General features: G+C 58.3%; 21 protein-coding genes. 4 read left to right on the top strand and 17 right to left on the bottom strand.

The genetic code is table 11. The features are described 5' to 3' along the window. Positions 1-127 precede the first annotated feature (127 nt). The 9 genes from AC066S_RS30850 to AC066S_RS30810 all read right to left on the bottom strand — a co-directional run bounded on the left by AC066S_RS30850 (position 128) and on the right by AC066S_RS30810 (position 10,794). The gene (locus AC066S_RS30850) at positions 128-1,384 is read right to left on the bottom strand and encodes an amidohydrolase family protein (protein ID WP_164719093.1); all 1,257 of its coding nucleotides are present in this window, start codon (positions 1,382-1,384) and stop codon (positions 128-130) included. 77 nt (positions 1,385-1,461) lie between these two features. Then, positions 1,462-2,157: an ABC transporter ATP-binding protein gene (locus AC066S_RS30845; RefSeq protein ID WP_135166771.1), complete on the bottom strand. Its 696-nt coding sequence runs from the start codon at positions 2,155-2,157 to the stop codon at positions 1,462-1,464. Further along, positions 2,150-2,884: an ABC transporter ATP-binding protein gene (locus AC066S_RS30840; RefSeq protein ID WP_126261777.1), complete on the bottom strand. Its 735-nt coding sequence runs from the start codon at positions 2,882-2,884 to the stop codon at positions 2,150-2,152. The genes AC066S_RS30845 and AC066S_RS30840 overlap by 8 nt, the downstream gene beginning before the upstream one ends. Then, positions 2,871-3,881, bottom strand: coding sequence for a branched-chain amino acid ABC transporter permease (locus AC066S_RS30835; protein ID WP_126261792.1), 1,011 nt, complete (start codon positions 3,879-3,881; stop codon positions 2,871-2,873). Before AC066S_RS30835 ends, AC066S_RS30840 begins: the two co-directional genes overlap by 14 nt. Positions 3,882-3,946: 65 nt before the next feature. Next, positions 3,947-5,167, bottom strand: a complete 1,221-nt coding sequence (locus tag AC066S_RS30830) for a substrate-binding protein (protein ID WP_126261778.1) — start codon at positions 5,165-5,167, stop codon at positions 3,947-3,949. Continuing rightward, positions 5,164-6,027, bottom strand: coding sequence for a branched-chain amino acid ABC transporter permease (locus AC066S_RS30825; RefSeq protein WP_126261779.1), 864 nt, complete (start codon positions 6,025-6,027; stop codon positions 5,164-5,166). Before AC066S_RS30825 ends, AC066S_RS30830 begins: the two co-directional genes overlap by 4 nt. Positions 6,028-6,919: 892 nt before the next feature. Then, positions 6,920-8,695 carry an FAD-dependent oxidoreductase gene (locus AC066S_RS30820; protein ID WP_126261780.1) on the bottom strand — a complete coding sequence of 592 codons (1,776 nt, stop codon included), beginning with the start codon at positions 8,693-8,695 and terminating at the stop codon, positions 6,920-6,922. Beyond that, positions 8,688-9,551: a phosphoenolpyruvate hydrolase family protein gene (locus AC066S_RS30815; protein WP_126261781.1), complete on the bottom strand. Its 864-nt coding sequence runs from the start codon at positions 9,549-9,551 to the stop codon at positions 8,688-8,690. The genes AC066S_RS30820 and AC066S_RS30815 overlap by 8 nt, the downstream gene beginning before the upstream one ends. Beyond that, positions 9,544-10,794 (bottom strand): Tm-1-like ATP-binding domain-containing protein, encoded by a 1,251-nt coding sequence (locus tag AC066S_RS30810; RefSeq protein WP_235884828.1) that lies wholly within the window; start codon positions 10,792-10,794, stop codon positions 9,544-9,546. The genes AC066S_RS30815 and AC066S_RS30810 overlap by 8 nt, the downstream gene beginning before the upstream one ends. Before the next feature lie 51 nt (positions 10,795-10,845). On the opposite strand from AC066S_RS30810, the gene AC066S_RS30805 reads away from it, so the two are divergent. Next, complete coding sequence (locus tag AC066S_RS30805; protein WP_126261782.1) at positions 10,846-11,256, top strand: hypothetical protein; 411 nt, start codon at positions 10,846-10,848, stop codon at positions 11,254-11,256. A 494-nt stretch (positions 11,257-11,750) separates the two neighbouring features. Here the strand turns inward: AC066S_RS30805 and AC066S_RS30800 are convergent, their stop codons facing one another. Next, a complete protein-coding gene (locus tag AC066S_RS30800; protein ID WP_126261783.1) occupies positions 11,751-11,948 on the bottom strand; it encodes a hypothetical protein in 198 nt (65 codons plus the stop codon). Positions 11,949-12,305: 357 nt separating this feature from the next. Between AC066S_RS30800 and AC066S_RS30795 the strand changes: the two genes are divergently transcribed. Continuing rightward, positions 12,306-12,509: a DUF6894 family protein gene (locus tag AC066S_RS30795; protein WP_430642541.1), complete on the top strand. Its 204-nt coding sequence runs from the start codon at positions 12,306-12,308 to the stop codon at positions 12,507-12,509. Between the two features lie 243 nt (positions 12,510-12,752). Then, positions 12,753-13,517, top strand: coding sequence for an acyltransferase domain-containing protein (locus tag AC066S_RS30790; protein WP_478271380.1), 765 nt, complete (start codon positions 12,753-12,755; stop codon positions 13,515-13,517). A gap of 131 nt (positions 13,518-13,648) precedes the next feature. Here the strand turns inward: AC066S_RS30790 and AC066S_RS30785 are convergent, their stop codons facing one another. Next, positions 13,649-13,930: a hypothetical protein gene (locus AC066S_RS30785; protein WP_126261784.1), complete on the bottom strand. Its 282-nt coding sequence runs from the start codon at positions 13,928-13,930 to the stop codon at positions 13,649-13,651. Positions 13,931-13,970: 40 nt separating this feature from the next. Here AC066S_RS30785 and AC066S_RS30780 point away from each other — a divergent pair, with 40 nt between their 5' ends. Further along, positions 13,971-14,558 carry a hypothetical protein gene (locus AC066S_RS30780; RefSeq protein WP_164719094.1) on the top strand — a complete coding sequence of 196 codons (588 nt, stop codon included), beginning with the start codon at positions 13,971-13,973 and terminating at the stop codon, positions 14,556-14,558. A gap of 485 nt (positions 14,559-15,043) precedes the next feature. On the opposite strand, the gene AC066S_RS30775 is transcribed toward AC066S_RS30780, so the two are convergent. The 6 genes from AC066S_RS30775 to AC066S_RS30750 all read right to left on the bottom strand — a co-directional run bounded on the left by AC066S_RS30775 (position 15,044) and on the right by AC066S_RS30750 (position 24,250). Continuing rightward, a complete protein-coding gene (locus AC066S_RS30775) occupies positions 15,044-15,613 on the bottom strand; it encodes a hypothetical protein (protein WP_126261786.1) in 570 nt (189 codons plus the stop codon). Between the two features lie 470 nt (positions 15,614-16,083). Continuing rightward, a complete protein-coding gene (locus AC066S_RS30770; RefSeq protein ID WP_126261727.1) occupies positions 16,084-19,149 on the bottom strand; it encodes a TrlF family AAA-like ATPase in 3,066 nt (1,021 codons plus the stop codon). 808 nt (positions 19,150-19,957) lie between these two features. Continuing rightward, entirely contained in the window at positions 19,958-21,301 is a 1,344-nt protein-coding gene (locus tag AC066S_RS30765; protein WP_235884830.1) for an alpha/beta hydrolase, read from the bottom strand. A gap of 11 nt (positions 21,302-21,312) precedes the next feature. Further along, positions 21,313-22,467, bottom strand: coding sequence for a S1 family peptidase (locus AC066S_RS30760; protein ID WP_235885263.1), 1,155 nt, complete (start codon positions 22,465-22,467; stop codon positions 21,313-21,315). A 20-nt stretch (positions 22,468-22,487) separates the two neighbouring features. Next, positions 22,488-23,063 (bottom strand): matrixin family metalloprotease, encoded by a 576-nt coding sequence (locus AC066S_RS30755; protein WP_235884832.1) that lies wholly within the window; start codon positions 23,061-23,063, stop codon positions 22,488-22,490. Between the two features lie 104 nt (positions 23,064-23,167). Continuing rightward, positions 23,168-24,250, bottom strand: coding sequence for a hypothetical protein (locus tag AC066S_RS30750; protein ID WP_126261724.1), 1,083 nt, complete (start codon positions 24,248-24,250; stop codon positions 23,168-23,170). Positions 24,251-24,334 lie beyond the last annotated feature (84 nt).

Raw genomic sequence — 24,334 nt, 5'->3', positions numbered from 1 at the left:
ATAGCCTTAAATCCACGTGCCTTGCTCTTTCCCCGGGACCGGCAGCCTGAAAGCTATCTGTCATTTTAGGTTTCAAGCAGCCTCTTCCGCTCGCGTTTGGGTAAAATCGCGTAACAAAGGGCAGCCTTCAGGACAGTCTGAAAAACTCCTTCGCGTTCCCGCCAAGGATTCTGATCGCCAAACGCTCTGCGTCTCGCGACTGAAAGTAACCGTTCGCGACTTTTTCGTTCAGAACCTCACCGATCAACCGGCGTGCGCCCTGTATCGCGGCAAACGTCTCCTCAACGTGAAGACAATCTCCTCCGATCATCATTCGCGATTCATCTGGCAGGACTTCAATGGATTCGTGGAGGGCAAGCTTGAAATGTGACGGGCTCAATAGAAAAGACCAGCACAAATCAAGCCAGACATTTCGGTACACAAAGGCCATTCCCAACAGGTCCCGGCTCCATGGATAGGCCAAATGCATCAACAGAAAGCGGGTCCGAGGATGACGCTCAATCAACCCGGTCATGCGTAGGGGGTGGGAGCCGCTTATGATTGCCGTTCCAAGATGAGTTTGGACTGGCAGGTCGGCCTCGCCTGCGAGTTGGCAAAACAAGTCGACGACAAAGTCGCAGAACGCCTTGCGCGCCGCAGGGGATGGAGACCTTTGTCCCCAAGCCTGCCGAGCCAGTTCCTCGTCCGGTTCGTCAAAGCTTAGATCCCGGTCATAGGCGAGTGCGTTCTTGAGCGCGATGTGATTGCGCCGTGAGCAGCCGGCAACGAGCTCACGGATTGCGTCGCAATAATCATCGAAGGTTTTCACCTCGAGGCCGAGGCGCCGCAGCAACGTATGCCCGCAATTTCCATTATGATCGCGAGATTCGGGGTGCCAGCCGAGGGCGAATGCGTTAATCCGCAGGACCGCATCGTAACTTTGCCCAAGGACCGGCCGCGGATCCATCAACGGATCGAGAAAAGGGTCTGTTACGATCCTTCCGATGGCGGCCCGCCCGATCACCTCACTTGGCCATGTCGCCTCCTTGTGACGCAAGCGCACTGACGCATCTACCGCCTCCCAGTTGTCGCGAGTGATTCCAGTGTCGGCGACGCCGTAAAGCTCGGCGACTCCGCGGACGAGGTTACGGACGAATGCGTTCGATCCGCTCCTCTCGAGGAACGGCGCAAGGGCCTCCCAGGTGGTCGGCTCGGGAGGGATAGATACCATTTCGATGGTTGCCTTAGGCTCGGATGGCAGCACGTGACTCGTCCAAGCCGCATAGCTCTGTTGGAACAGTTTCAACAGATTTACGTCCGCGCTATGTGCGACCTCGGCCATGTGATGTTCATGGACATCGACGACTTGGCACGAATTGACAAAATCGCTCATGGTTTCGGACATTGCCCCTCTCCGTTCAGCCATCGCAAGAAACTCAAATGCGCCACCTTCGACATGGAGATAGCCTCCGGCGAACGCCTCTACGGCGCTAGATACGACAACAGCCGCGGGTCGTTGCGCAGCTGCTGCGACGCGCCCGAAAGCGCGACACGGCCGCGATCGAGCACATAGGCCTGCTCCGCTACGCGCATTGCGAGGTCGAGGTGTTGCTCGACGATGATGATGGCGATCTCTCTGGCTAGCTCGACCAACCGCTCGGTGATCTCCTCGATGACACCGATCCAGACACCCTCGGTCGGCTCGTCCAGCAGGAGGAGTTTCGGGTTTCCGAGGATCGCGCGCCCTATTGCGAGCATCTTGCGCTCGCCACCGGAGAGCGTTCCGGCCGGCTGATCGAGGCGCTGGCCGAGTTTCGGAAACATCTTCATCACCCGCTCCACTGCCGATCCATCGGGGTGCAAAAGCGATCCGACGGCGAGATTGTCACGCACGGAGAGGCGCGCGAACACTGAATGCTCTTGCGGCACATATCCAATGCCGGCCCGCACCCGCACTTCGGTCCGCCGGCGATCGATGTCTTGGCCGTTGAACTGCACGCCGCCCTTCCATGCCGGCAGTTCGCCGACAATCGCTTTCATGAGCGTGCTCTTTCCGGCGCCGTTGCGGCCGAGGACGGCGACCCCGCCATGCGGCGGGATGGCCATATTGACGCCGAACAAGACTTGGCTACGTCCATAGCCGGCATCGAGATGCTTGATATTGAGGAATTCAGGCACGGCGCAGATAAATCTCCTGGACGCTTCTGTTGGCTTGGATCTCGGCAACCGTTCCTGACGCCAGCACCTTGCCCTGATCAAGCACCGTCAAGCGGTCGCAGATGTCGCGGATGAAATCCAGGTCGTGCTCCACGATGACGAGCGAGCAATGCTGTTTGATCGGCTGCAGCAATTCGCCGGTGACGCGGCGCTCTTCCAGGCTCATGCCGCCGGTGGGCTCGTCCAACAGCAGCAGGCGGGGTCGGCATGCGAGCGCCATCGCGATCTCCAACCATTGCTGCTGCCCGTGAGATAAGGTCGCCGCAGCATCAAAGGCGCGATCGGCGAGCCGGAACTGGAGCAGCATCGTCATGACCTCCTCGTGCAGTCGTCCTCGAGTGCGCGAGAACGCCAGGTCCAGCAGTGAGGACCTGGCCTGCAGCGCGAGCAGGATGTTGTCGTAAAGCGTGAGGGTCGGTAGGACGGCGGTGATCTGGAATTTCAAGCTCATGCCAGCTCGCGCACGCTCTGGCGGCGTAAGCGAGGTGACGTCAGTGTTGATGAACGTCACCTTGCCTCGGGTTGGCACGAGCGCACCTGCAAGACACTTCATCAGCGTGCTCTTGCCCGAGCCGTTCGGTCCGATCAGGCCATGAAACTCTCTGTCGCCGACCGTGAGCGCCGCTCCGTCTAGCGCCGTGAGCTTGCCAAAAACCTTGGAGACGCCGGCGGCTTCAAGGAGCGGCATTGCGCTTCTCCTTCAGGCTCGGGCCGAAACGACCGACACGTTCTCGCTCACCTAGCACGAGGCTGATCAAGCCGAGGGGCCGGAACAGAATGACGAGCAACAGCAGAACGCCGAGAATGATCGGCCAGATATCGCGATAGTTGTCGGAAAGCCAGAAGCTGAGCCCCTCGACAATCGCGGTGCCGACGACCGCACCGATCAATGTCCCGGAGCCGCCGAACAAGACGTAGAGAACGACCTGGGTCGACATGACCACGCCCAGCATGTTTGGCCAGACGAACCCCTCGTGAAACGCATAAAGGCTTCCGGAAGTACCTGCAATCGCGCCGCTGATTGCGAATATGATCGCCTTCAAATGTTGCACTTTGTACCCGAAGAAGGCGATCCGCTGTTCGTTCTCTCGCAATCCCGCGAGCGCCAGGCCGAACTGGGATCGCAGCAAAAAGCGCGACAGAAGATAGATCAGAACTAGAATGGCGAGCACCAGGTAGTAGAAACCTGGTCCCTCGCTCAATTCGTGCGAGCCGATGGTCATCGGTTGGATCGAAGGGATACCGTTCTGGCCGCCAAGATAATGTGACCCTCTCGCCAGGCGGTCAGCTGCGTAAGCTCCGGTCATAGTACCAAGGGAAACGAAGACTACACTGGAGGGATGACGGCCGAGCAGCAGGAAGCCTGCCAGCAGCAATGCCGCCACAAAGCCTATCAGGGCTCCGGCCGGAAGAACGGCAAAAATCGATCCGACCCCGAAGTCGCGTGAAAGCAGCGCCACACCGTAGCCGGCCATGCCGAAGAACAACGACTGGCCCAAGCTCAATATCCCGGCATAGCCCCACACCAGGTCGAACGACAACGCGAAGAGGCACAGTATTAGCACTCGCGTCGCATAAACAGTGATGTAATCCCGCAGGACGAGAGGTGCGATCGAAGCCGCAATCAGCAATGCTAGTTCGAGAATCGGAAGCACCTTCGTTCGCCCTGCGAAGGCAGATGCCAAGGGGAGCGAACGAGCAGCTTCAATGACGCGTGGCGGAGGCTGTATGCCAGTGCCGGTCGATGACATCAGCACTCCTTCGGATCGACAAGGCCGGCGCTACGCGCGACAATCTCGTACTGGCCGCCCTTCGCCACTCCGATGTACATATTCATCTTGCAGTGGCGCTTGCCGGGCGCCATCTCGGCAGGCCCGCCCGGCCCTTCTGCGATCTTGGCGTGGTCGAGGGCGGCAGCTACCGAGTCGCGGTCAATTGTACCAGCCTCCTTCACCGCCGCCTCCCATAGCTTCAGTCCGCGATAGGTGCCGGTAGCGGCGCTGCCTGCCGAGAACCGGAACTTGGCAGGGAATTGTTTGTCGTACGCCGATTGGATCCTGGCGCTCACTGCATCCTCCGCCGCCAGCACCTTGTAGTAGTCGAGGCTGCTCGCGAGCCCTTCAATCTCGTGAGCCTGGTTCATTTCCAGGAAGTTTTCGTCGTAATAGACGCAGCCCAGCCGCCCGCCGTTTTTGGAGAAGCCGGCCTGGTAGAGCTGTTTGAAGAACGGGCTAACGCCGGGCGGAACAATAGCGTTGAAAACCACGTCTACTTTGTTGGATATGATGCGGCTAACCGTAGAGGAAAAGTCAATCTGGTCGAGCGGGTAGTATTCTTCAAAGACGACTTCGCCACCGCTGCTCTCAATCACCTTGCGCGCATAGGCATTAATTGTTTGCGGCCAAACATAATTGGAGCCAGGCAGGGCAAAGCGTTTGCCACCATTTTTGATCAACCAGGGAATGAACTGGTCGCAATTCTGAGCCGGTACCGGCCCGGTGCAGAACAGAGAGGGCGTGCACTCTTTGCCTTCGTAACCTTCCGGATAGATATAGAGCGTCTTGCCGCGAGAGATAATGACGTCCTTGATCGCATTGCGCATCGAACTCGAGATACCCCCGATCACCAAGTCGACCTTATCTCGCTGAATCAGCTTGCGCACATTTCCCACGGCGACGGATTCGTCGGAGGCAGTATCCTCAATCAGGAGCTCGATCGGGCGTCCCAATAGGCCGCCGGAATCGTTGATCTCCTTGACCAGCATGCGAGCGACATTGGCGTCGGTGTTGCCGGCAAAGCCGAGTGACCCCGTAAGATCGGTAGCAATGCCGAGCCTGATCGGGCCTTCCGCAGCATTTGCCCAGTCCGGGCGGATCACCCAGCTGCCTGGGCCCGCCGCGATGGCAGCCGAAGCGAAGGCAAAATTGCCGAGAAAGCGGCGGCGGCTCAGTTCACGGCTGGCGTTGATCATCGGTTGACCCCTCTTCCCGAAATTAGGCCTTGCGGCCGGAACTTGATGAAAATGATGGCGAGCACGAACACCAGAACGTCGGCGATCACCGGCGACATCAGCCAAGGCAACCAGGCACTGAACGTGCCGATGACGCTGGCGCCAGCGACCGGGCCCGCGAAGGACCCGACACCGCCGACCATCACGGCAACAAAACCCTGGATAAGAAATCGGATGCCGAGATCGGCGAACAGCGAAAAGACCGGCACGATCAGCGCGCCGGCGAGGCCCGCGAGCGCCGCGCCAAACGCAAAGGTGACGCTGTAGATCATGCCCGTGGAGATGCCCGAGGCACGCGCTAGCTGTGGGTTCTCCAGCGAGGCGCGGACCCGCAGCCCAAACGAGGTGTAGGCGAGCAGTGCATGGCTCGCGGCCATCACCAGCAAAGTGATGATGACGATGACGCCGCGCCAGGCAGCGAAATGCAGACTACCGATCGTGATAGAGCCACTGATTGGCTCCGGCACGGAGAGATAGAGTCCGCCGGTCAGGCCGCGCACGGCTTCACGAATGATCAGCCCGAGCGCATAGGTGCCAAGCATGGCGACGATTGGAGCGGCGTAGAACCGTCGCACCACGACTTTTTCCAGCACGAAACCAAGCGCGCCGACCGCGACGGGCGCGACAAGCATGCCGAGCGGGACCGGCAAACCGAGGCTGTGCACGAGATAAGTGACGTAGGCGCCGAGCAGGACGAACTCGCCCTGGGCGAAGTTGAAGATACCCATCATGCTGGCAATGATACCGAGGCCGAGCACGACCAGGACAACGATCGCGCCGAAGCTCAAGATTTCGAACATGGCGATAAGTAGCGTATTCATGCCGCTGCCTCACATTCCTTGAGATTGCGAGCACATCTTCTTCACCCCGATCGTTTGAAGGGGTGAGCTACTCGTTGGAAACGAAGGGCTGCTGGCACGAGAGCGCTCCTAGAAGGTCATCCCGGCAATGGGAGTTGCAGGCGATGGTGGGCTTCTTGGGCGGCCCGCCTGTCGGCGCTTCATTCACGACATGCTGCGCGAGATTGCCTAGAGAAAGGTAGGGAGATCTGAGTAATTTTGGGTAATGTTCGCCGGGCAACCGACATTGCGCCCGCGTAAAGAGAGCCGCCTGCGGGCCGCAAACGTTCTCGCCAGGCCAATTTCAATTCAGCCAAAACGATAGGAGAGCTACCCGCATGTCCTAACCGAGTCGCAGGGGGCGCAAACGCGTTCCGCGGCGAACGATGTCGAAGCATTGGAAGAAATCAGGTGAAATGACGCACTACTTGACTATGCCGCAGGCTGTTTGTTCAGTACTGAAAAGCTCATTGCGGCCGAACACCTGCCTTGCCAACCAGCGGAAAGGTAGATTCAGTTCCCCCGCACACGTGTTTTACGAGGTTTGGAGCAACTCGTCGGACGCCGGAGGCGTGTCATTATACTCTTCGAGCCGCCTGATGACGGCGCATGACAACCCGCTTCGGTCAGCGAATTCCTTCACCGACCAGTTCAGCATCACCGGGGGCTCGCAACTGCGTCCCGGTGAGCTTTGATGCGGGCCGACGGTTGCGACGATCTTGGTGTTGCGTGAGCGGCGCATCGTGCCCTCCAAATCATGAGATCATAGCTGCATGAAAACCCGGCAGGGCTCATAAGGTGTTTATAGCGGTGCTGGTAGGCCATGCGCACCGCTGGTCCGTCGTCGCGGGGCGAACAGGAGAGAACACTCGGCTTATACTCTGGATGCCGCCGCGGGCTGCCCCTGTCGCGCCGACCGCACGATGCGGTCGATCGCGCGATAGGCGAACACAATCGCCGGCCCGATCGTAATGCCTGCGCCAGGATAGAATCCACGCATTGGCGAGGTCATGTCATTGCCGCAGGCATAAAGACCTGCGATCGGCGCCCCATGTCCATTCAGGACCTGTCCCTCTGCATCTGTTGAGAGGCCGGTCGCCGTCCCAAGGGTTGCCGGGACAATTGGGAGTGCGATGAATGGGCCGCTTTTGATAGCCCCAAGGTTCGGGTTTTTCTTTGCGACCGCCGGATCTCCCAGCGTACGGTTGAAAGCCGATTCACCCCGGTTGAAGAGCGGATCGCGTCCTTCAGCTGCGTGGGCATTGTGTTCTTCAACGGTCTTTTGGAGCTCGTCGGGGTCGAGGCCCAATTCCGCTGCAAGCTCCGCAATAGTCCGGCCGATCTCGATGTAGCCCAACCGGGCATACTTGTTGATACTCAATGTCCATGGCCAGGGGAGCAGATGTCCCATGCCCCTGAGGCGGACGAATTCCTTGTCGCAGATGAAATAGAACCGCTTGTCCGCCGGATAACCGTTGTTGAACATGGCAAGGCAGATATCATGATACGAATTGGATTCGTTGACGAATCGCTTGGCGTTTGGCCCCACCGCGATGACGCCTGGACGGCCACGATCGAGCCAGCCGTAGGGGACCACTTGCGAGGAGCGCCCGCTCCTGAGGATCGAGACGGGCGTCCAGAAGCCGCTCGATGCCACGTCATTATCAATTGCCGCTCCGAGCTTGCCTGCGAGCGCAATACCATCACCAGTGACATCGCTGTGGGCCAGCGTATCATTGTGCTGGTGGGCTCCGCTGAGCTGGGCTCGCAATTTTCCGTTCCGCGCAAAGCCACCAGTTGCCAGGATCACTGCGTGCGCGGCGCGCATGCGGAGATCGGCACTATCCCGCTTGAGGAGTGCGCCAGTAACTCTCCCTCCCTCCCTCGTCAGATCTACCGCCGGGCAGCGTGGCCAGATTTCAACGCCATATCTGCGCAGGCTTACCAATAATTGCGCGATCAGCGCATTGCCGCCACTGAGTTCAGTGCCCCTCCTGTAGCGCAGCCGGTCGCCTGCGTAGCGGCTGACCCGGCGCAGGACGTGCTTGAGCGAGGCAACCGACTGGAAGGGGTTGAGGAAGCTTCTGACCTCGCCAGACGAAATCATCATGCCGCCGAGCACGACGCGAATCGGATCACCTATCAGGTCGAAATCCTTGCCGAGAAGCCGTCCGTCGTAAGGTGCTGGGCTCAGCGCCCGCCCCTTGTCGACCCCGCCGATTTGGCTGGAATGATAATCCGGAGCGGAGGCCAGTGTGAACTTCACTTCACTCCCATTCTCCAAGCTGGCGAGCGCCGTTGGGCCGTCTTCAAGATAGGCGTCCACGAACTCGGGGCGATAGTAGTTGCCAAGTTCTTGTTGCAGATAGATCTTCGCATTCGCAATCGAATCATCGATTTTCGCGGCTCGGGCCTGCATTGAGCATGGAACCCAGATCATGCCGTTCGACAGGGCGGTCGTGCCACCGAGCCGGTCAGACTTCTCGCACACCGTGACGCGAAGTCCGGCCTTTGCCGCATAGAGCGCTGCGGACAGTCCAGCGGCGCCGCTGCCGATCACGAGCACGTCCGTCTCCAAATCGTGCGTTGGCTTGCTCGCTTTGGAGAAGGAAGCTGCATTGGGTTTCAATTCGGTGATTGGGCTATTCATTCGTGCCTCGGTGCAGATTCTGCAGTGAATGCTGGCGCTCTCGCGGGAGGGGAACGGCCTTGAATTCTTCGGCTGCAGCCTTCACCGCCCGCTCGATCGGGATCCGTTCGATGGAGGAGGCGCCAACGAAGCCAACACAACCGGTCGAGCGGTAGACTTCCGAGGTATCCTGGGGCTCAGCGATTTCCCCGCCATGGCAAAGAAGCGTGACGTCCGGGCGGACGGCTTGAGCTGCATCATTGATATCGTTGATGCGCCTGATGGCCTCTTCAATCGACTTTCCCTCCTCATGTCCCACAAGCCCGCCGCGCGTTGCGCCAACATGTGGGACGATGCAATCGGCTCCAGCGCTTGCCATCGCTTTGGCGTCGTGCGGGCTTGCCACATACGCGAGCGAGAAGATGTTCTTCTTACGGGCCGCCGCGATCATCTCAACTTCACGCTCAAAGCCGAGCCCCACGCGGCCTCGACGCTCACGCCATTTCTCACCCATCGTTGAAATGGTCGGATAGTTGATCACGCCGGAGAAGCCGGCAGCCCAGAACTTGTCCAGAAGATCATCGAGGTCGAGCCGGAGGGGATCCCAGGCCTCGACACCGCCTATAACAGGAACGGAGGACACGACATTGCGGATCTCCGCCGCCAGCTCAAGCGTCCGCGCATTGGAATCGCCGATCCGGCTCGTCGGCAGCCCCATCAACCGCGATAACCCAGTACTGTAGACCACGAGCATGTCAGCCCCGCCCAGAGCTGCGCATTTTGCGACGAGCCCGCAACTGCTCGCCGCGGCAAGCACTGCCTTTCCCGCCGCAACTTGAGCTATGATCTTTGCGAGTATTTCGGACCGATCAAACATCCGCACGGGACGACCCTCCTGGCGTCAGTCGTTCAACGATCCACGATGCGGCCGCGTCCGCAAATTCCGGATCGTTGATGTGACAATCCAGCTCGCGGGCGATGATCGAGGGCGGTAGGTTTTGCCTGACAGCGTCGAACCAGGCTCTATCGGCTTCAGGATTTCGAAAGATTCCACCGTCCCGGTCATAGTCAGACACCCCCTTGGCCGGCCACAACACGAGGGCGGGCGCCTTTGCTTGCGAGAGGCGCTCTGCTGTGAGCGTGCCTATGCGCTCGTTCTCCGAGGCGGTCGTGCGCATGAGCGTCGTGAAGGGAGTATGCGAATAGAATTGGCGCCCCTTGAACTCGGCAGGCACGCTCGAGGGAGGGCCAAAGTTCACCATGTCGACAGCTCCCGGCGCGATAAGCTGAGGAATCATGCGGTGAGAAGCTGCTTTGAGCCGATCCGGACCTGCACTGGCCGTACCGCCGACCAGCTCGTCAGCGAGCTCGGTTGTGGTCAAATCGATCACCGCATCGAACTCACCGGCGGACACGAGCTGCTCCATCTTGCGGCCCCCAGCGCCATTGGCCGGAAAGACAATCGCGTCGAAGCCGGCCTCTGCCAGCCGCGCTACACAGCGATTTGCCGCCGGCGTCGTGACCCCAAAGGCCGTGATCGCAACAGTCTTTCTCTTCCGCCGCTCTCGAGCAGGCACATAGCGCATCGCCGCAATGGCGCGCCCTGCATTGCCCAGAACGCGTTCGGTGAACGCGTTGATTCCGAACAGATCGACCAGGGTCGGATAGAGGATGATGTCATGGTGGAGGGCGAGTTCGGCCAGGAGGGCTGGCCTCGCGCTGCTCACCAGCAGCTTTGGGAATCCATACGGCAAATCCGATACAACTTCACCGAAGACTGCGCTACCTTTGCCGCCCGCCACTCCGACGGCGGCGTCGATCGCACCTGATCGCAGGAGCTCCTTGACTTCTTCACGCGCGCTTGCGGCTATTTCCCGTAAGAGCTCAGCGGGTGCAGCCATCCGTTCATCGCTGCTATCCGCCTCGCTTCTGCACCTCCTGTTTGATGTGCCTACATCAATCGTAAGAGTCTTGCGGCCCCACTGTTCGATGACGCGCGCAAGATAAGCGCTTTCGCGGCCCTTTGTGTCCAAGGTTGCAATAATCGCGACCTTGCCCGCATGATCGGAGGCGTGACCATCCCGGACCGACCTCAGGTCGCCCGCGCAATGGTGAGACACGATCTTCCTCCTAGACGTTTCTGGACATTTGGAGGTCTAGATCGAAGTAAAATGGCCCATAAGCCCGGATACGAGCGCAACTGGGTAAAGTTGGGTAAGCACGCCTATCCTTTCCAGATTGCCCGCATGGAGCGCCTGCGGGAGCTGCTCGCGATCAACTCAGCGAGCCCCGTGATCCTCGCAGAAATAGCTCCGGTCCCGGAGCCGGCTGAAAATCACCGAGGGAAGACCCTCTCCCGCCCGGCTCAGCAAGCGATCGAGCAAGGGACCATTGAGGGCCCGGACGCTGAAGCTGGGCGAGAATCGCGGACATTGGCCGAGGACGGGCTAGACCTTGAAGCGAGGGGCGCAAGCAAGATAGTTCTGGAGCAATCGGAAGATCTCGACCGGCTGACCGTCCAGACAATCAGGCTTCCGGCCAGCAGCGAGATCGTTCGCCGCAGCCCGCCCCAAAACCGCTAGGAGCCAGGCCAATGGCACCGAGATCCTCTAGGGGCCACAAGTCGAGGCGTTGCATTCACTGTGGCCAGGTTGGACCTCACGTTGTCGTCCTCGGGGGATACGCACACCGCCGCTGCATCGGCAAAGCCGATCCAAGTGCCGCGACGAGAGCCATTGCGCCCCACGGAGAAATCTCCTCCGGGCCGCAGGACCTGAGCCCGAGGTCCCGATCCCGGTGGTCGCCAGCATCTTGGCACGCCGCTCTGTGAGGCTTCCCCTCTACCATTCACGCGCGCAGCCGCAATCTCGCGCCCGACGTCGGCGATCAAGCCGCTGCGCCTTTTTGCCGTTGGCGGAACTGCAGGTGCAGCGCGCTTACAGAAGCATCCATTGCGCCGCGTGCACACAGGCCTCAACCGCGAGGCAAAGCTCCGGTCCCTGAAACGCCGCAGTTCAGACGCCCAACAACGATCTGACTTCCTCAGCGCATGATCGCGGGACTGGAGACGACATGATCACGACTGCGCCCTCGTCACGGTGAGGTGAAGCCTCTGCCCGTTCTCCAGGAGAACAGATAACACGGGGCAGTCGCCATTGGTCTTGCCGATGGAAACCGCAGCCTTGCGCTGCCCGAACGAGTAGTGTCTCAGGAGGGCTTCCTTGAAGTCCTCAGCAAGTATTTCCAGCGGGTCTGAAAGCACGGTGGCCGCCATAGATTTGGCTCCTGCGCGCGTTGAAACTTCAGCATATCCTTGTTGCAAACCTATTTGCGGCGTACTCCCCCTGCACTTGGATACTTTCCTGCATCGCCCGAGCATTTCGCGGTGAAATCCACCTCAAGCGAGGCTGTATGGCGAGTGCCCGCCGGACGCGGCTGAACGCTTAAATGAGGTGTTATCGGCGCCGGTTGAGTTCGGCGGGAGCTGGCAGTTCGGAAGCTCGCACGTGAACCGCTTCGTATCTTTCCAATAAGGCGCCGGATTTCGGCAGCATAAGGTCCGAGATCAGGGAATTCCGCTTTACTTGCATAGTAATGTCATTGCGTCCGAAGCAACGAACCGAGCGAACAAATGGCTCGTTTTTACTTCAACCTGGAATGCAAGCACAATGTCGCTGATCCCGGCGGGCTGGCATTCGAGAGCGAGCTCCAAGCCTTTCGTGCGGCACAGCGTCTAGCAAATGACCTAGCGAGTGCTCAGCCTCCACTACGGGGTACAACTTGCGTGGTTGTTACACGTAACGATCGGGGTGAGTCCTATTACGTGAGCGTTTGACGAGCTTGCCAATCAAAGCTTTCGGCCATACTGCGCTTCGATTGCTGCGCTTTCCTGGCATTCCAAGCCAGTAGATGGAGGACACCGCGTCCTTGGCGACTCTCCTCAACGAATTCGGATCGAGACTAATCAGCTGGCCATCTTGTCGCGGACCAGCCTGCCGCAGAGCCGGTTTTCGCCGCAGCAACCGCTTGTCTCGGCGAAGACTCGCGGGAGTTCACCAGGACGCGCAGCGCCGATGCGCTGTCGGCCAACCAAGTCAGCCAAATCCTGACCGTCACATCGGCGCTCGCGATCCACGCCTGCATTGCCGATTTGCCAACCGAGCCGACCGCCATCGCCGGCTATAGCGTCGGCGAGAAGGCGGCCTGGGGCGTAGCAGGAGTTTGGACGGCGAACGAGGCTTTGCGGCTGACAGACATCCGTGCACGATTGATGGATGGCGCGGCAGGACCTGGCGGACGGCTCGGCTATGTCCGCGGGCTCGCTCAGACCACGCTCGAGTCCTTACTTGCGAAGCATCGCTGCGAGATTGCAATCAGAAATCCCGACCTTCTCTACGCCGTCGGCGGCGCTGAGCAGGACGTTTTCAAGCTCTGCGAGGAGGCGCCATCGCTGGGCGCCACGCGCGCCGGCCTGATCGCCGTCAGGATCGGCTCGCACACTTCGCGACTTGAGGCGGCCTGCGATCCCCTACAACAGGCGCTCGCGGCAAGCACGCGCGCGCCCATCGCCGAGCGAAAGATCCTCCTTGCCGGTGATGGGGGCCCGCGCCTGTTCTCCGCATCGAATGCCATGGCAAAGCTCGCCAGCCAGGTCGCGCGCCCTATCGACCTCGCCGCAACGCTGGAGGCTCTTGCCGAGCAAGGAGCCGATCGTGTGCTGGACCTCGGCCCAGGACACGCACTGGCCGAAATGATGAAAGGCGTCTTTCCATCGATCCGCTGCTATGCCGCCGACGGGTTCCGCAGCATCGACGGCTTGCGCAACTGGATCGCCCTCCAATAACGCGACGTCCCGAGCTTCGAACGGTTATTGGGGGTCCAGACCCGCAAACAGAAAGGGCTTCGTACGTCTCGAGTACAAAACTTCCACTACTCGCAACTCAGGCTCGATCGTCCAGACGTCCTCGATCCGATCTAGCCTGCCAGGTAATCGGCAACGCGCACATCGGCGCTGCCGCGGAATGAGCTAGGAGATCCCGTCCATTCGAACCCGAACAGGTCGTACAGGGACACACCTTCCGCCAGCCACGCATGTAGCCATGTCTTAATAGGGATACATCCAATAAGTCGTGTTGGAATCGTCGGGCACCCACACGCCCTCAGGCGCAACATCTCCGCCACGTCATCCGGCGTCTTCATCACCTGCCCCCATGGATCAATCCATGACGAGCCTTCAGTGATTCGTTCCTGCTTCATTCACTCTCTCCCCAGCTATCCGAGGAGGGGGCAATTCCTCGTGACGCTGAGGGGCAGTTTTCCATGGCGCGCGACAGGCACGAACTTTGAAGGCGCCGCTCGCTTTGCGTGTCATGATGTTGCTGAGGACGAATCAGCCGAGATTTCACCAATGCAAGTGGACACAATTGGAAGACCCGAGCAACTGAGTAACGTGCAGCCGGGTGAATGTATCTTTTTCGATTCCAGCAACGGAATGCGATTCGGAATGCTCACCAAGGACGGCAATCAGAAAGGCTTTCTCGTATTTGCAAAATCGGATGATGGCCGTGCACCTTGGGTCATCACCGGAGGACTGCCGCAAAACGTGCTTGTCGTCGACAAGGTGCAGATCAGGGCTGATTGGACAAGCGCCGCGATAAGTGCGGCATCTCAAATTGGCGAAATCACGAGCGCTGCCGGTAATTTCTATATGAGAGCAGCTCTGCGGAAGATGGAGACGGTCTCAATCAACCTCGCTAGCGGCCTTCTAGATGATCCTCCGTCTCTGGGTCCGATTTTCCATTATGCCCGCTGGAGCGCAGGTCTTGTGAGGGACGGCAAATGGTTGTCGCTCGTTGAGTTTCCATTCACGAAAGGATCCGTCTGATGGCAACGCGCGACGAAGAGATATGGCAGGTCAAAACGGCTTCAGCGGCGCTCATAGCGATGTTTGGTGAGAGCGCAAGAGCAATCAGATCCTCAGTTCGAAGAGCGCTTCCTAGCGATCCTTGAGCGAGCCTACTACCATTTCCGCGACGATTGTCCGAATGCCCCCGACGGCAAACCGCGCGAAGTGACGACTGTGCTCGAAATGCTTTCGTCGACGCGTGAGCTGCTCACCGGTTGGAACAATATCACGGGTCAAGGCGAACCATTCTTGAAGCCATAGGGCAATACTCATGCAGACCAAAGGCTCGCCGACAAATCCAAATGAAAGACGCCGCCAACTGGGGCGTCCTCACTTTAGGGCGATCGATTAACCATCGCTTGCGGAAGCGGGTCGGAGCGCTTTTTGGATTTCGCGTCATTGGACCATAGTACGCCCTCAATCAAGCCCAGGGATATTTACAGAGATACTTTCTGCGAGTTGTTTCAAGGTGCCCTTAGAGATATCCCCATCTGGCTCGACAACCGAGCAAGTGCGAGCGCTGCCCCTTTATCTTTCAGCGGCTGAATTTCCCCCTCTAGCAGCTTCCTCTTCAAATCATGAAGGTGAATCGCGGCAGCGCCGGTGAGGTTGTCTTGCCTAATCTCAGTCTCCGCCAGCAAACAGGCTGACTCAACTAGAGTGAATCTCCCCCTGGTTCGAATTGAACGAGCAATTCCACTTGGAGCGATTTCACCGACTGACTCATCGGCCACCTCTTCTTTGGGAGGCGGTTCATCCGACTTGTGAAGCGGCTCCTTGCTCATCTTGCGGGAGCGCCACGACAATGGGTACTCCCGATACAGCTCTCTCCGACAGAACTTGATCCAGACATATCCGTATGCGGTGCCCGTTGTCTGCCGACCTATTTTGACAGCGTGCAGGGCCGGGCTTGGCTTCCTGTCTATGTCCGAAAGATCTAACTCCAAAAGTGACCAGCTTTCCGGTGCAATTTTCTCGTATGGCTTTTTTCCATCCGGCGTGCCGAAGGCGGTTATTTCTCCCAGCCGCAGCAAATCATGTAGTTCATCTTCGATCCGCTTTCACAGCCTACCCTCGATAATGCCGGACGGAGTCAGATGAGATGCATACCTAAGAGGGGTCGTTAGCGCCCGCTTCGTAGTAACCGTTTTGCGTGCCTGCTGTTTCGCGCAATGGCGTTGAATGCTTCCGCGCCGTTCAAGTCTGGTCGGAGTTCTACAGGCAAGACGAATGGCCTTACCTGTCGCCAGAGTCCCGGCAGGAACACCGTTCCAAGCAGCGCCCCAAAACCGCGCATCGCGAAGAGCATGCGAGGACGCCTGAATCTCCATCAAACCAAACAGCCAAACGCAACGGCCCAGGCGACCGATCGCCCTTGAAGGCGACACGCGGTTAGGACTTCGGATTAAGCGGAAATGACGATACGGAGGAATGTGTGATAGCCGTATGCACTGCTGCTAGGCAGCGTCATCATAAGTCGCTATCGGCGACCTCACGCTAGAGCTCAGTGGTACTTCTGACCTCTATTGTCAAAGGCGATCTTCGTGCCTTCCAGCACATCAACGACAGCCCTGTTGATTATTCCATCCTCGATAGAACCTGATTGATACGAGATGCGGGCGCCATTCTTTCTGTCGAATGTTGCGTGTATGATCTGCTCGGCATCGCACACGACGGCCAAGTTTGGATTATGCGTTACCATGATAATCTGTCGCGATTTCTTTGCTTCGTTGAGAACCGGAACGAGCAAGCTCACAACCGTCTCGTTGTCCAGATTCTCCTCCGGCTGATCGAGGACGATCGGATTTCGTCCCTTGTCGACCAAGAGATAAAAGATCAATAGAAGAGCACCGCGCTGCCCGGGCGACAGCCGTTCGATGTGTGTGTCTTGGAACAGCAGCGTATACTTCGGTTCCAAATACTGAAGTCCGAATACATAGTTGTAGACCTCCGACGGGGCCTTGTCCTTCCTCATCAGTGCCCTGATCCCCGGGACATTGGGCGCCGCCTTATCGGCGCTCTCGGTCAGCAGGGAAGTGACCTCTTCGGCAAAGCCAACCGCATCGGCCGCATCTTCAAAGGCATACTTCTCAAATCTGCTACGGATCGCGACGAAGCTCTCGTCTTCGCCCCGCAGCTCTCCAATGTTTTGCTTGATGGCTCCAAAAAGATTCGTCGCTATGGCGTCAGGCGAGCCGAGCAGCTTGGCTTGAAACTGAAGCTTGTAGTCGTCTCGGATCAGCGAATTATTCTGAATCAACTGCTGCAATGGGGCGAACAATGCCTCCCGCGCTGCGCGCTGTTCTTCGAGTACTGCAAAAATCTGGCTGGTAATCTCCCGGCGCGCCGCCCGCCTTTGTGCCAGTACCGTCGGAAGTTCATTTAACTGAGCGAGCCGTCGTTGCAATCCCTTAAGGCTTTCCGGCTCCGTTTCGGATCCTTCAATTGCCTCCAGGGCGACCTGCCAACTCTTCAAGGCTTCCGTGTACGCTTGGTACTTTTGCTGCGGGTCGTTCAATGTCTGCGAGAGCTGCTTCTGCTCAGCGACCAGAGCCGCTTCCCTCTTAGCGGCGCTGTCGATCCTTTCTGCCATCTCTGCGTCGCTCGCAAGGATCGTTTGCTCAAGCTGAATCAGTACGTGGCGGTTGACTGTCAAGCTAATCATCTTCTCCGCTGTCAGGTCGACTGCGGCGAGGTCATCCGCGATCTCTGATACGAAGGACGCGAATTGCTTCTCAAACAGACTAATACGCTCGCCGATGTTGCGGAGCGATCTCTGCTTTTTGCCGATCAGTCGCTTAGCATCGGCAACCTTCTTGGCCTCAGTCTTGAGCTGCTCCAGCGCCGCGCCGATCTCCGCGAGCCTTGCACTTGCCGCTTGCTGATCGGCAGTAAGAGCCGCCGTAGGTTGTTCGACCTGTGCAGGTCTAACTGTCACGTGTTCCTCGATCTGCTTCGCCTTGAGCCTGACCTGCTCCTCGATATTTTTCTGGACGTTGGGATGGAGTTGATCCTCAGTTTCAACGATCTGCTCGTTGAGCGCCCTCAACGTTTTGCGAAGCTCGCTCGTTTGAGCTCGGAAGACATTCTCCTGTTTCTCAATAAGCTGATCGAAACTGAGAGCCTCCAGACGGACGCTGTTCGGAACGTGTGAAAAAATCACCTCGCGCAGTTCCTTCTCGAACTCGTTTGTCTTGCCTGACACGTGATCATTGCAAAGGGCTTCGAATCGTCCCTGAGGTATGTACCGAACAAGTTCAACCCGTTCGGGCGATGGATCATCGGCAAGGCTCATCACACATGGATCGCCAGCTAGCCAGTATAGCTTGCCGATGAACTGACGCGCCGGTTCACCCGCCTTCCCGCGAAATCGGTCGCGTTTGAGAAACGAGAAGTGAGCATTCTGCTGCGAGTTTCCTAGCAACGCCACGATGTCCGCAAGGGCGCTCTTGCCGCTTCCTTTGTTACCAATGATCGCGATGAGTTCTGGGTTCAGAAGGATTTCGGTTCCGTGCAACCAAGTGTCGGGAAGCGCACTGTCAGGTTTTTTGTAGACGCTAATCCGGTCTATGTAGAATGTTTTGTGGCCATTGATCCGCTCTAGCTTCGGCGGCAGCTCGCCTAAGAACGAGCGTTTCGCAGGTTCTTTCAGCACCTGTAACAGCCCCTTCCAGGTGGGATCGGCCTTGATCCACGTACGCTTGCCGGAGGGAAATTGACCGTATCCGCGCTTGTCGTTGGTCCCGCTACCTCGGAAGCTGTGGGCATCGCTGCCGGAGACCGCGAGTCGAGCAACGCCCTTCAATGCCGCCTGGAAATTATCGAGCCATTTTTTGTTTCCTTCTGTTTCAACACCGCAAAAGGCGGCCCAATAATCCGTGCTTCTCGTTTCAAAAATGGGAGAAGATTCGAACAGACCCAGCGCATACGCGTAGTGATCCGTCCAATTTATTGAATCAAGTCCGTCGTAGGTCGAGAACGGCATGAAGCCAACTGCGCGACCACTGGGAACCTCGCGTATCGCCTCCTTGTACGAGTCGACCTTCAACTCCGCGATCCTGCATCCAGCGGCGAAGGCCTCCTCGTCTTCTGAAACAACCCTGCTCTTGTCAATTCCATGTTTGGCCAGTTTGTCCGCGCCCACATAGCGGGCGTACTCCATCAACGCATCACGAGATAGCGGTTGATTGATGAGTTCAAGCTTGAGCCGCGAGAGAAAGTCTCTGAGGTGCTGATCGCTGATTTCATCGGAGAAGAGGACGTGGGCATTAAGCCGGCCCTGCATTGGCGCTGCCAACCGCAGTTCGATACCAGGAAAGACTGTTTTCAGAAGTGCCGGAGCGCCTTGTTCGCTCTGTCGCGCCTTTAGCGCGAACCGGCCATCGAACGTCCAGTAGTCCATGAGCCCGAACGCCACTGGAGCAGCGTCATTTAGGGCACCGATCATCTCGTCGACGAGGCGACGGTTTCGCACCTTGTCCGTACCGAAGCGCTCGCCGTCCCAATGAAATGAGGCTGGCGAGTGGACATGCAGATCCCACTCGCGCCATTCGGAGCCCCTCGCAAACATACCTGCAATCCTTCCAGTTAGTTTTTCTTGAACGAAACCCAATTAGTTTTAATTCCGATGCGGCGATCACACCTAAATGTCGATGCTCTCGATACGAAGCGCTGACGGCCGGGTCGTCTGCGCGAACAGATTTGTTCAAGCTTGCCGGATTCACGTGCTTCCGATCGGCCATCCGACAAGATTCCTGAGACGGTATGACGCATCCGCCCGCCAGCGTTCGAATACCGACTCGTCGATCGTCTCGTTCACATTCACGGGGCGCCGCCGTCTCGAACGTCCGACTCTTAGCCAATCGTCCGATAATTCGAATAGCTGACGGCCCTCTCTACAATTTTCACGAAACGCTTCATTTCCCCTCCCATACAGCCCGACGTTTATCGAAGCCGACATAGCTCCCAAGAGCCTCTTGGATACGACAACGCAAGCAATGCAGCAGCCGTCGTAGCCCCACCCGTTCCTTATGGCCCCAAGCCCTCAGATTGTTCGATTACAATCGGAGGCCGCAGTGAATCGACAACGCTTCGTTCTTATTCGGCTTCTGGTGTGCTGTACGTGCCGTTTAGAGCAATCAACGCAGCCTTTCGGCGCGATGAAGGCATGATTCGCGGCAAGCAGCCCGACACAGAAAGCCTGCATATCGTAAATTTCGGATGATGAGGGGAGCACAACTCCGGGCAGATGGCGTGACTGTCATATAATCAAACACTCTCGGTTCCGCGCGCTCAACATTTCGTGCTGAGCGCGCTCACACTTGCTGTCTCTTTTCGGCCGCCACAAACGCGTCTGCAAACAGCCGAATAGCCAGGCCTTAGTAGGGATACATCCAATAAGTCGTGTTGGAATCGTCGGGCATCGATCGCAAGGTCGGAGTCCGCTGCGGCGGTTTAAGATGCGCTGAAGAAGAGATAATCCGGCCAATGTCATCGAGAACTGCGCGGCTCGTAGAATACGTACTATGGTTGAGAGCAAACATTTCGCTTCCGACGGCCGAAACATCGATTGTTTCGATACCGGGCACGAGAGTTGGCCCGCTGTTCGTCACGAACCCCATTCGAGACTTGGACTGTGCTTTCTTCAACGAAGCTAGCAGTGCCAGATCCGTCGAAGAGGCATAGAGAGTCACGGCCCCTGCGGCTGCCTTAATTTGATTTGCACGTTGCAGATAAAGATCGCGGTCCACGTCCGGGGCAGCAAAAATCAACTCGGTAATACCAAGCGCCGTCTGGCTTAAGGCAGCTTGCTGCAAGGCGCCAAGGACGACTTCGCTACCGAGGCTATGTGCAATGACGATGATTCTGGAGACCTTGCCCTCCTGCTTGATCAGCTGGAGAAGGTCGAAGAGGCCATCCGGCGCGAACAGAGCACTCTCGCGGTCGTAGTCGTAGTCCTTCCATCCGCCCTTGGACGGCCAGGAATACATCATGACGCGGCCTTTGTAGTTGGCGTCAAAAGCGATTTGGGCTGCCTTGAAAGCCGCGTCATTAAACGCAACGTTATAGCCATGGACAAAGAGCATCAGGCTATCTGCCGGATTAGCTATAGCAGCCGCGAACTCCTCGCGTGAGAGCCGATTCAGCTTCTGAATACGGAAATGTTTACCGTCCTGCTCCGCCTCTTTGATTCCCAACCAGGTCGTTCCAGGTACTTCTACTTCGCCCATCTTGTGAATAACAGGAATGCTGACCGTCACATAGCCCAAGGTGTTGGAAGCGGCCCGGCCATACGAGATCTGGCTCAATTCTAGACCGGGCCCGCCCGTCACAACGCGATTGGTGGCAAAGTAGACCGGTACCAAGCCCTTGATCGCAGACTTGTTGACCACCACCTCGGCTCCGGTGGTGCTCTTGTTGGGAGGTGCCTCCTCGCTTGCCTCACCCGTCGCCGGCCGCCATGGCCGATAGCCATGATAGTGTCGAACATGGTGGTAGTATCCAGGGCCGTAGCGGTAGCCGTATCTCTTCAACGCGCTCCCATGTTTCTTGGGGGCCTTGTGGACATGTGGCTTGAGCGGCTGTGAGGCCGGCCCCTGATGGGCGCAACCGGTCGCGAGCGCGCAGAACAAAACAATGAGCACTGTCCGGAGACGTCGGCAAACCTCTCCGATCCGTTGCAGACGGTTCGAGGCCCGAATTTGCGATGCAAGCATGACCATTCTATAGACACCTACTTCGCAAGGACCTGAGACACATTGACCGTAGCCCCCAACCATCCGCGGTACCTGTCCACGGCGGGCCCGCTGGTGAGCTTATAGGTGAAGCGCGCCTGCGCTCCGCCGTCGTTGATCGCGCAAGCGATATTGCTTGCGCCATTTGCCGTCTCGACATGCCATTTGCATCCTGTGATGCGGTAGCCGGGCTCAGCCGGGAAGTTTTCGGTATAATCCGCCGAATGCTCGGCAAACACGACCGGGTGATCGTCCTTGGTTTTGTTGACCGTATACGAGCGATCGATCTGCTTCGGCTCGACGAGCTGCGATGCTGGCACGTTCACGATGAGGCGACGGTCTTCGGGCACGAGGGTGTGGATTGCTCCAGCTAGAATCTCGGGGATCTTCACGCCAGCGTTGGCCTGGGTCTGCACATGCGTGGAGTTTAGCTTGCTCCAGTTCTCGAATGAGATCGTTGTGTCCACCCATTTCGTCCAGCAAACGGACGGCTGGGGAATGGCGGCGATCATGTTGTAGAGTGGGCTTGCCGTGATCACAGTCGCGGGGATGATGAAGTTGACACCCGAAACCTGGGCCTCATTCCACTTGACGATACCGCCGACCGCGATCCCGAGCAGTGCGCCGAACTCGTTGAAAGCCGGCCCGCCGCTGTTGCCGACGTTCATCACCGTATCGGTCTGCCACCGGCCGTTGGGGCTGGTTTGGTTGCTGATCAGGCCGCTCGATATGCTGAGATCCAGATCGAGTGGGTAGCCGAGCAGATACAGCTGGGTGCCCATCGGGGCCTGCTGGTTATCGTCGATCACAGGCATCGGGCACCGCGAGGCTCCGCCGCTGCTTCCCGCTGGCTGCGCCAATTCGAGGAGTGCCAGGTCCCGGGTATCGTCGCGATGCACGGCAGTGACCTTGATCGGGTTCGCATTGCGCGATCCGAGCCGGGCATCAACCTCGAAGGTCTGGTAATTCTCCTCGCGTCCGATCACATGGCTGTTGGTCAGCACGAGGCTATCGCCGATCAGTAGCCCGGAACCACCACCGACTTCCTGCTTGCCGTTGAACATCACGCCAACGAACTGGACGTGAACCGTCCTGACGTTGTAGCGCGCGGCAATCTGCACCGCCGCGCGGTCCGCTCGCGCCGGCGCGCACATCAACGTAACGACGCCAAATGTCAGGACGGATAGAATGTCCTGACAGCGGCGATATCGAGTGGGCTTAATTGTCCGTTTCCGTTCCATGCTGAATTACAATAGTTCATTATTGAATCGGGATCGTATTTGGTGACTTTGTAATCGCCGACCGAGCCTGACGCTTTTTCTTTGCGGCACTGCTCTGGAGCATCATCACGATTCTGCTCATGCGTGAAGCCGAGCGCGTGTCCGAATTCATGGACCGCGACCGCGCGAATGCAAAATTCGCGTTTGTCTTGGCAGCCTTTGCTCCAATGATTGAAACTGAAATTGAGAGTCATGCCCGAGGATTTGCCGTCCAGGTATTTTCCGACAACGTCCGTGTGAGCACCCTCGTCGGCGATCCGCACATGAATGCCCGACGCGCCGTCGGTACAGGCGGGCCACGTCTTCGAAAACCGGACGCCCCCTTGCGCTGCCGTCTCCCAAGTCTCCGCAACCGCTTTCCGGACGAGGTCGGCATACTTGCTGTCCTGCGCTTTGAGGTTTTCCCAGCAGACCGGGATTTCCTTGATGTCCCATTTCGAACCGCGGATGACCGTGCCGTATAACTCCATTTCGGACACGCCGGAAGGAAGCGCAGGCTGAGCATTCGCGCTCCAAGACAGAGAGAGCGCGAGCAGCAGTACGAGTCTGGGCAACCAAAGGCGAAACACGCTTCTTACTGGGTCGGAGTTGGGCTCGGCGGGAAGACTGGCACCGGCGCCACAATGAAACCATTGGTCCGAGGTCCGCCCCCAGTGCGGCGACCGCCAGCTCCCGCTCCTCCCGGGAGTTCCTGCGATTTCTCTCCCCCTGGCAAAGGGGCTGTATAAATGGGGTTATCTTTTGATCCGAGCGGCGGCGTTTTTGCCGCATAGCCAGCCGAGCCGGACTTGGCTCCATTGGCAAGCACGGCATTCGGACCATTGATATAAATCCCGAGATTGCTGAACTGCTGCGCGGAGGCAGAAGCCTGGACTGCAGCGGGGGTCCAACGCACCGAAGTGAGCGAGTACTTTGCCTCGACGCCGCCGGTCACCTGAACCGAGAACGTGTAGGTCATTTGCGCTGGCTCCGCGCTCTCCGAAGGCATGGCCGGCGTCAGATTGTTGGCCGAGATGAGAACAGCGTTGTCCCGCAACCACGTCGCAAACGGCTTCGAAGCATCGACAATGATGCGCTTATAGGCGACCCGCTCCGGAAATTTATTCTCGGCGAGGGCCTCGAGCTCGGCCAGATCAGTCGGCGTTCCACGATAGCAACCACGTTCATAGGTCCCAGAACCGGCAGTGGCAGGAGTGGTATCGGACGCAAGCTGGGCGTTCTGCTTCATGAGGAATGACCAGATCAGGTCATAAGTGTCCTGGGCCGAAGCGGTGGGGCCTACATGAGTGATATCGCTGCTCGTCGCGCTTAGAATCCGCTTGTAGTCGAATGCTGTCCCTGACCCGAGTCCGCCGGTATCGGTCACTTTCAACTCCAGGAAGAAGGTGCCATACAGGAAGGGGTCGATGTCAAAATGGGCGTACCTGTCGAACGCTTCTTCTGGCCGGGTTTTGTAGATTTTAAGGTATTCCTTCCGCCTCTCGCGCTCGATTTGGTAGAAGGTCACGACCTCACACCTGATTGACTTGAGAAAATACGGCAGCTCGCCGGCCGTGATCACGCCGGTCTGCGGATCATGAATATGGTACAGGCTCGTGCACCCGCCCATGGCAAGGCAAATGCCAGCGCATGCCGCGGCGCGGCTGAATTTCCACATGATCGCCCCCGTCCGCGTCGCTGACCACGCGCGGATCTCCCGCTAGATTGAAAAACAGTCGCATCAGTTCGTCAATAGCATCGT

It is taken from the genome of Bradyrhizobium sp. CFUWI (assembly GCF_056429085.1).
Note: the sequence above shows the minus strand (reverse complement) of the source record. Positions and strands in the feature narration are given on the sequence as shown.

Coding starts and splice junctions, on each gene's coding strand:
- AC066S_RS30795 (WP_430642541.1), top strand. CDS start 12,306: ATGGCTCGTTTTTACTTCAACCTGGAATGCAAGCACAATGTCGCTGAT.
- AC066S_RS30825 (WP_126261779.1), bottom strand. CDS start 6,027: ATGAATACGCTACTTATCGCCATGTTCGAAATCTTGAGCTTCGGCGCG.
- AC066S_RS30785 (WP_126261784.1), bottom strand. CDS start 13,930: ATGAAGCAGGAACGAATCACTGAAGGCTCGTCATGGATTGATCCATGG.
- AC066S_RS30770 (WP_126261727.1), bottom strand. CDS start 19,149: ATGTTTGCGAGGGGCTCCGAATGGCGCGAGTGGGATCTGCATGTCCAC.
- AC066S_RS30805 (WP_126261782.1), top strand. CDS start 10,846: ATGGCCCATAAGCCCGGATACGAGCGCAACTGGGTAAAGTTGGGTAAG.
- AC066S_RS30815 (WP_126261781.1), bottom strand. CDS start 9,551: ATGTTTGATCGGTCCGAAATACTCGCAAAGATCATAGCTCAAGTTGCG.
- AC066S_RS30850 (WP_164719093.1), bottom strand. CDS start 1,384: ATGTCCGAAACCATGAGCGATTTTGTCAATTCGTGCCAAGTCGTCGAT.
- AC066S_RS30830 (WP_126261778.1), bottom strand. CDS start 5,167: ATGATCAACGCCAGCCGTGAACTGAGCCGCCGCCGCTTTCTCGGCAAT.
- AC066S_RS30755 (WP_235884832.1), bottom strand. CDS start 23,063: ATGGAGTTATACGGCACGGTCATCCGCGGTTCGAAATGGGACATCAAG.
- AC066S_RS30760 (WP_235885263.1), bottom strand. CDS start 22,467: ATGTGCGCGCCGGCGCGAGCGGACCGCGCGGCGGTGCAGATTGCCGCG.
- AC066S_RS30840 (WP_126261777.1), bottom strand. CDS start 2,884: ATGCCGCTCCTTGAAGCCGCCGGCGTCTCCAAGGTTTTTGGCAAGCTC.
- AC066S_RS30820 (WP_126261780.1), bottom strand. CDS start 8,695: ATGAATAGCCCAATCACCGAATTGAAACCCAATGCAGCTTCCTTCTCC.
- AC066S_RS30765 (WP_235884830.1), bottom strand. CDS start 21,301: ATGGTCATGCTTGCATCGCAAATTCGGGCCTCGAACCGTCTGCAACGG.
- AC066S_RS30800 (WP_126261783.1), bottom strand. CDS start 11,948: ATGGCGGCCACCGTGCTTTCAGACCCGCTGGAAATACTTGCTGAGGAC.
- AC066S_RS30750 (WP_126261724.1), bottom strand. CDS start 24,250: ATGTGGAAATTCAGCCGCGCCGCGGCATGCGCTGGCATTTGCCTTGCC.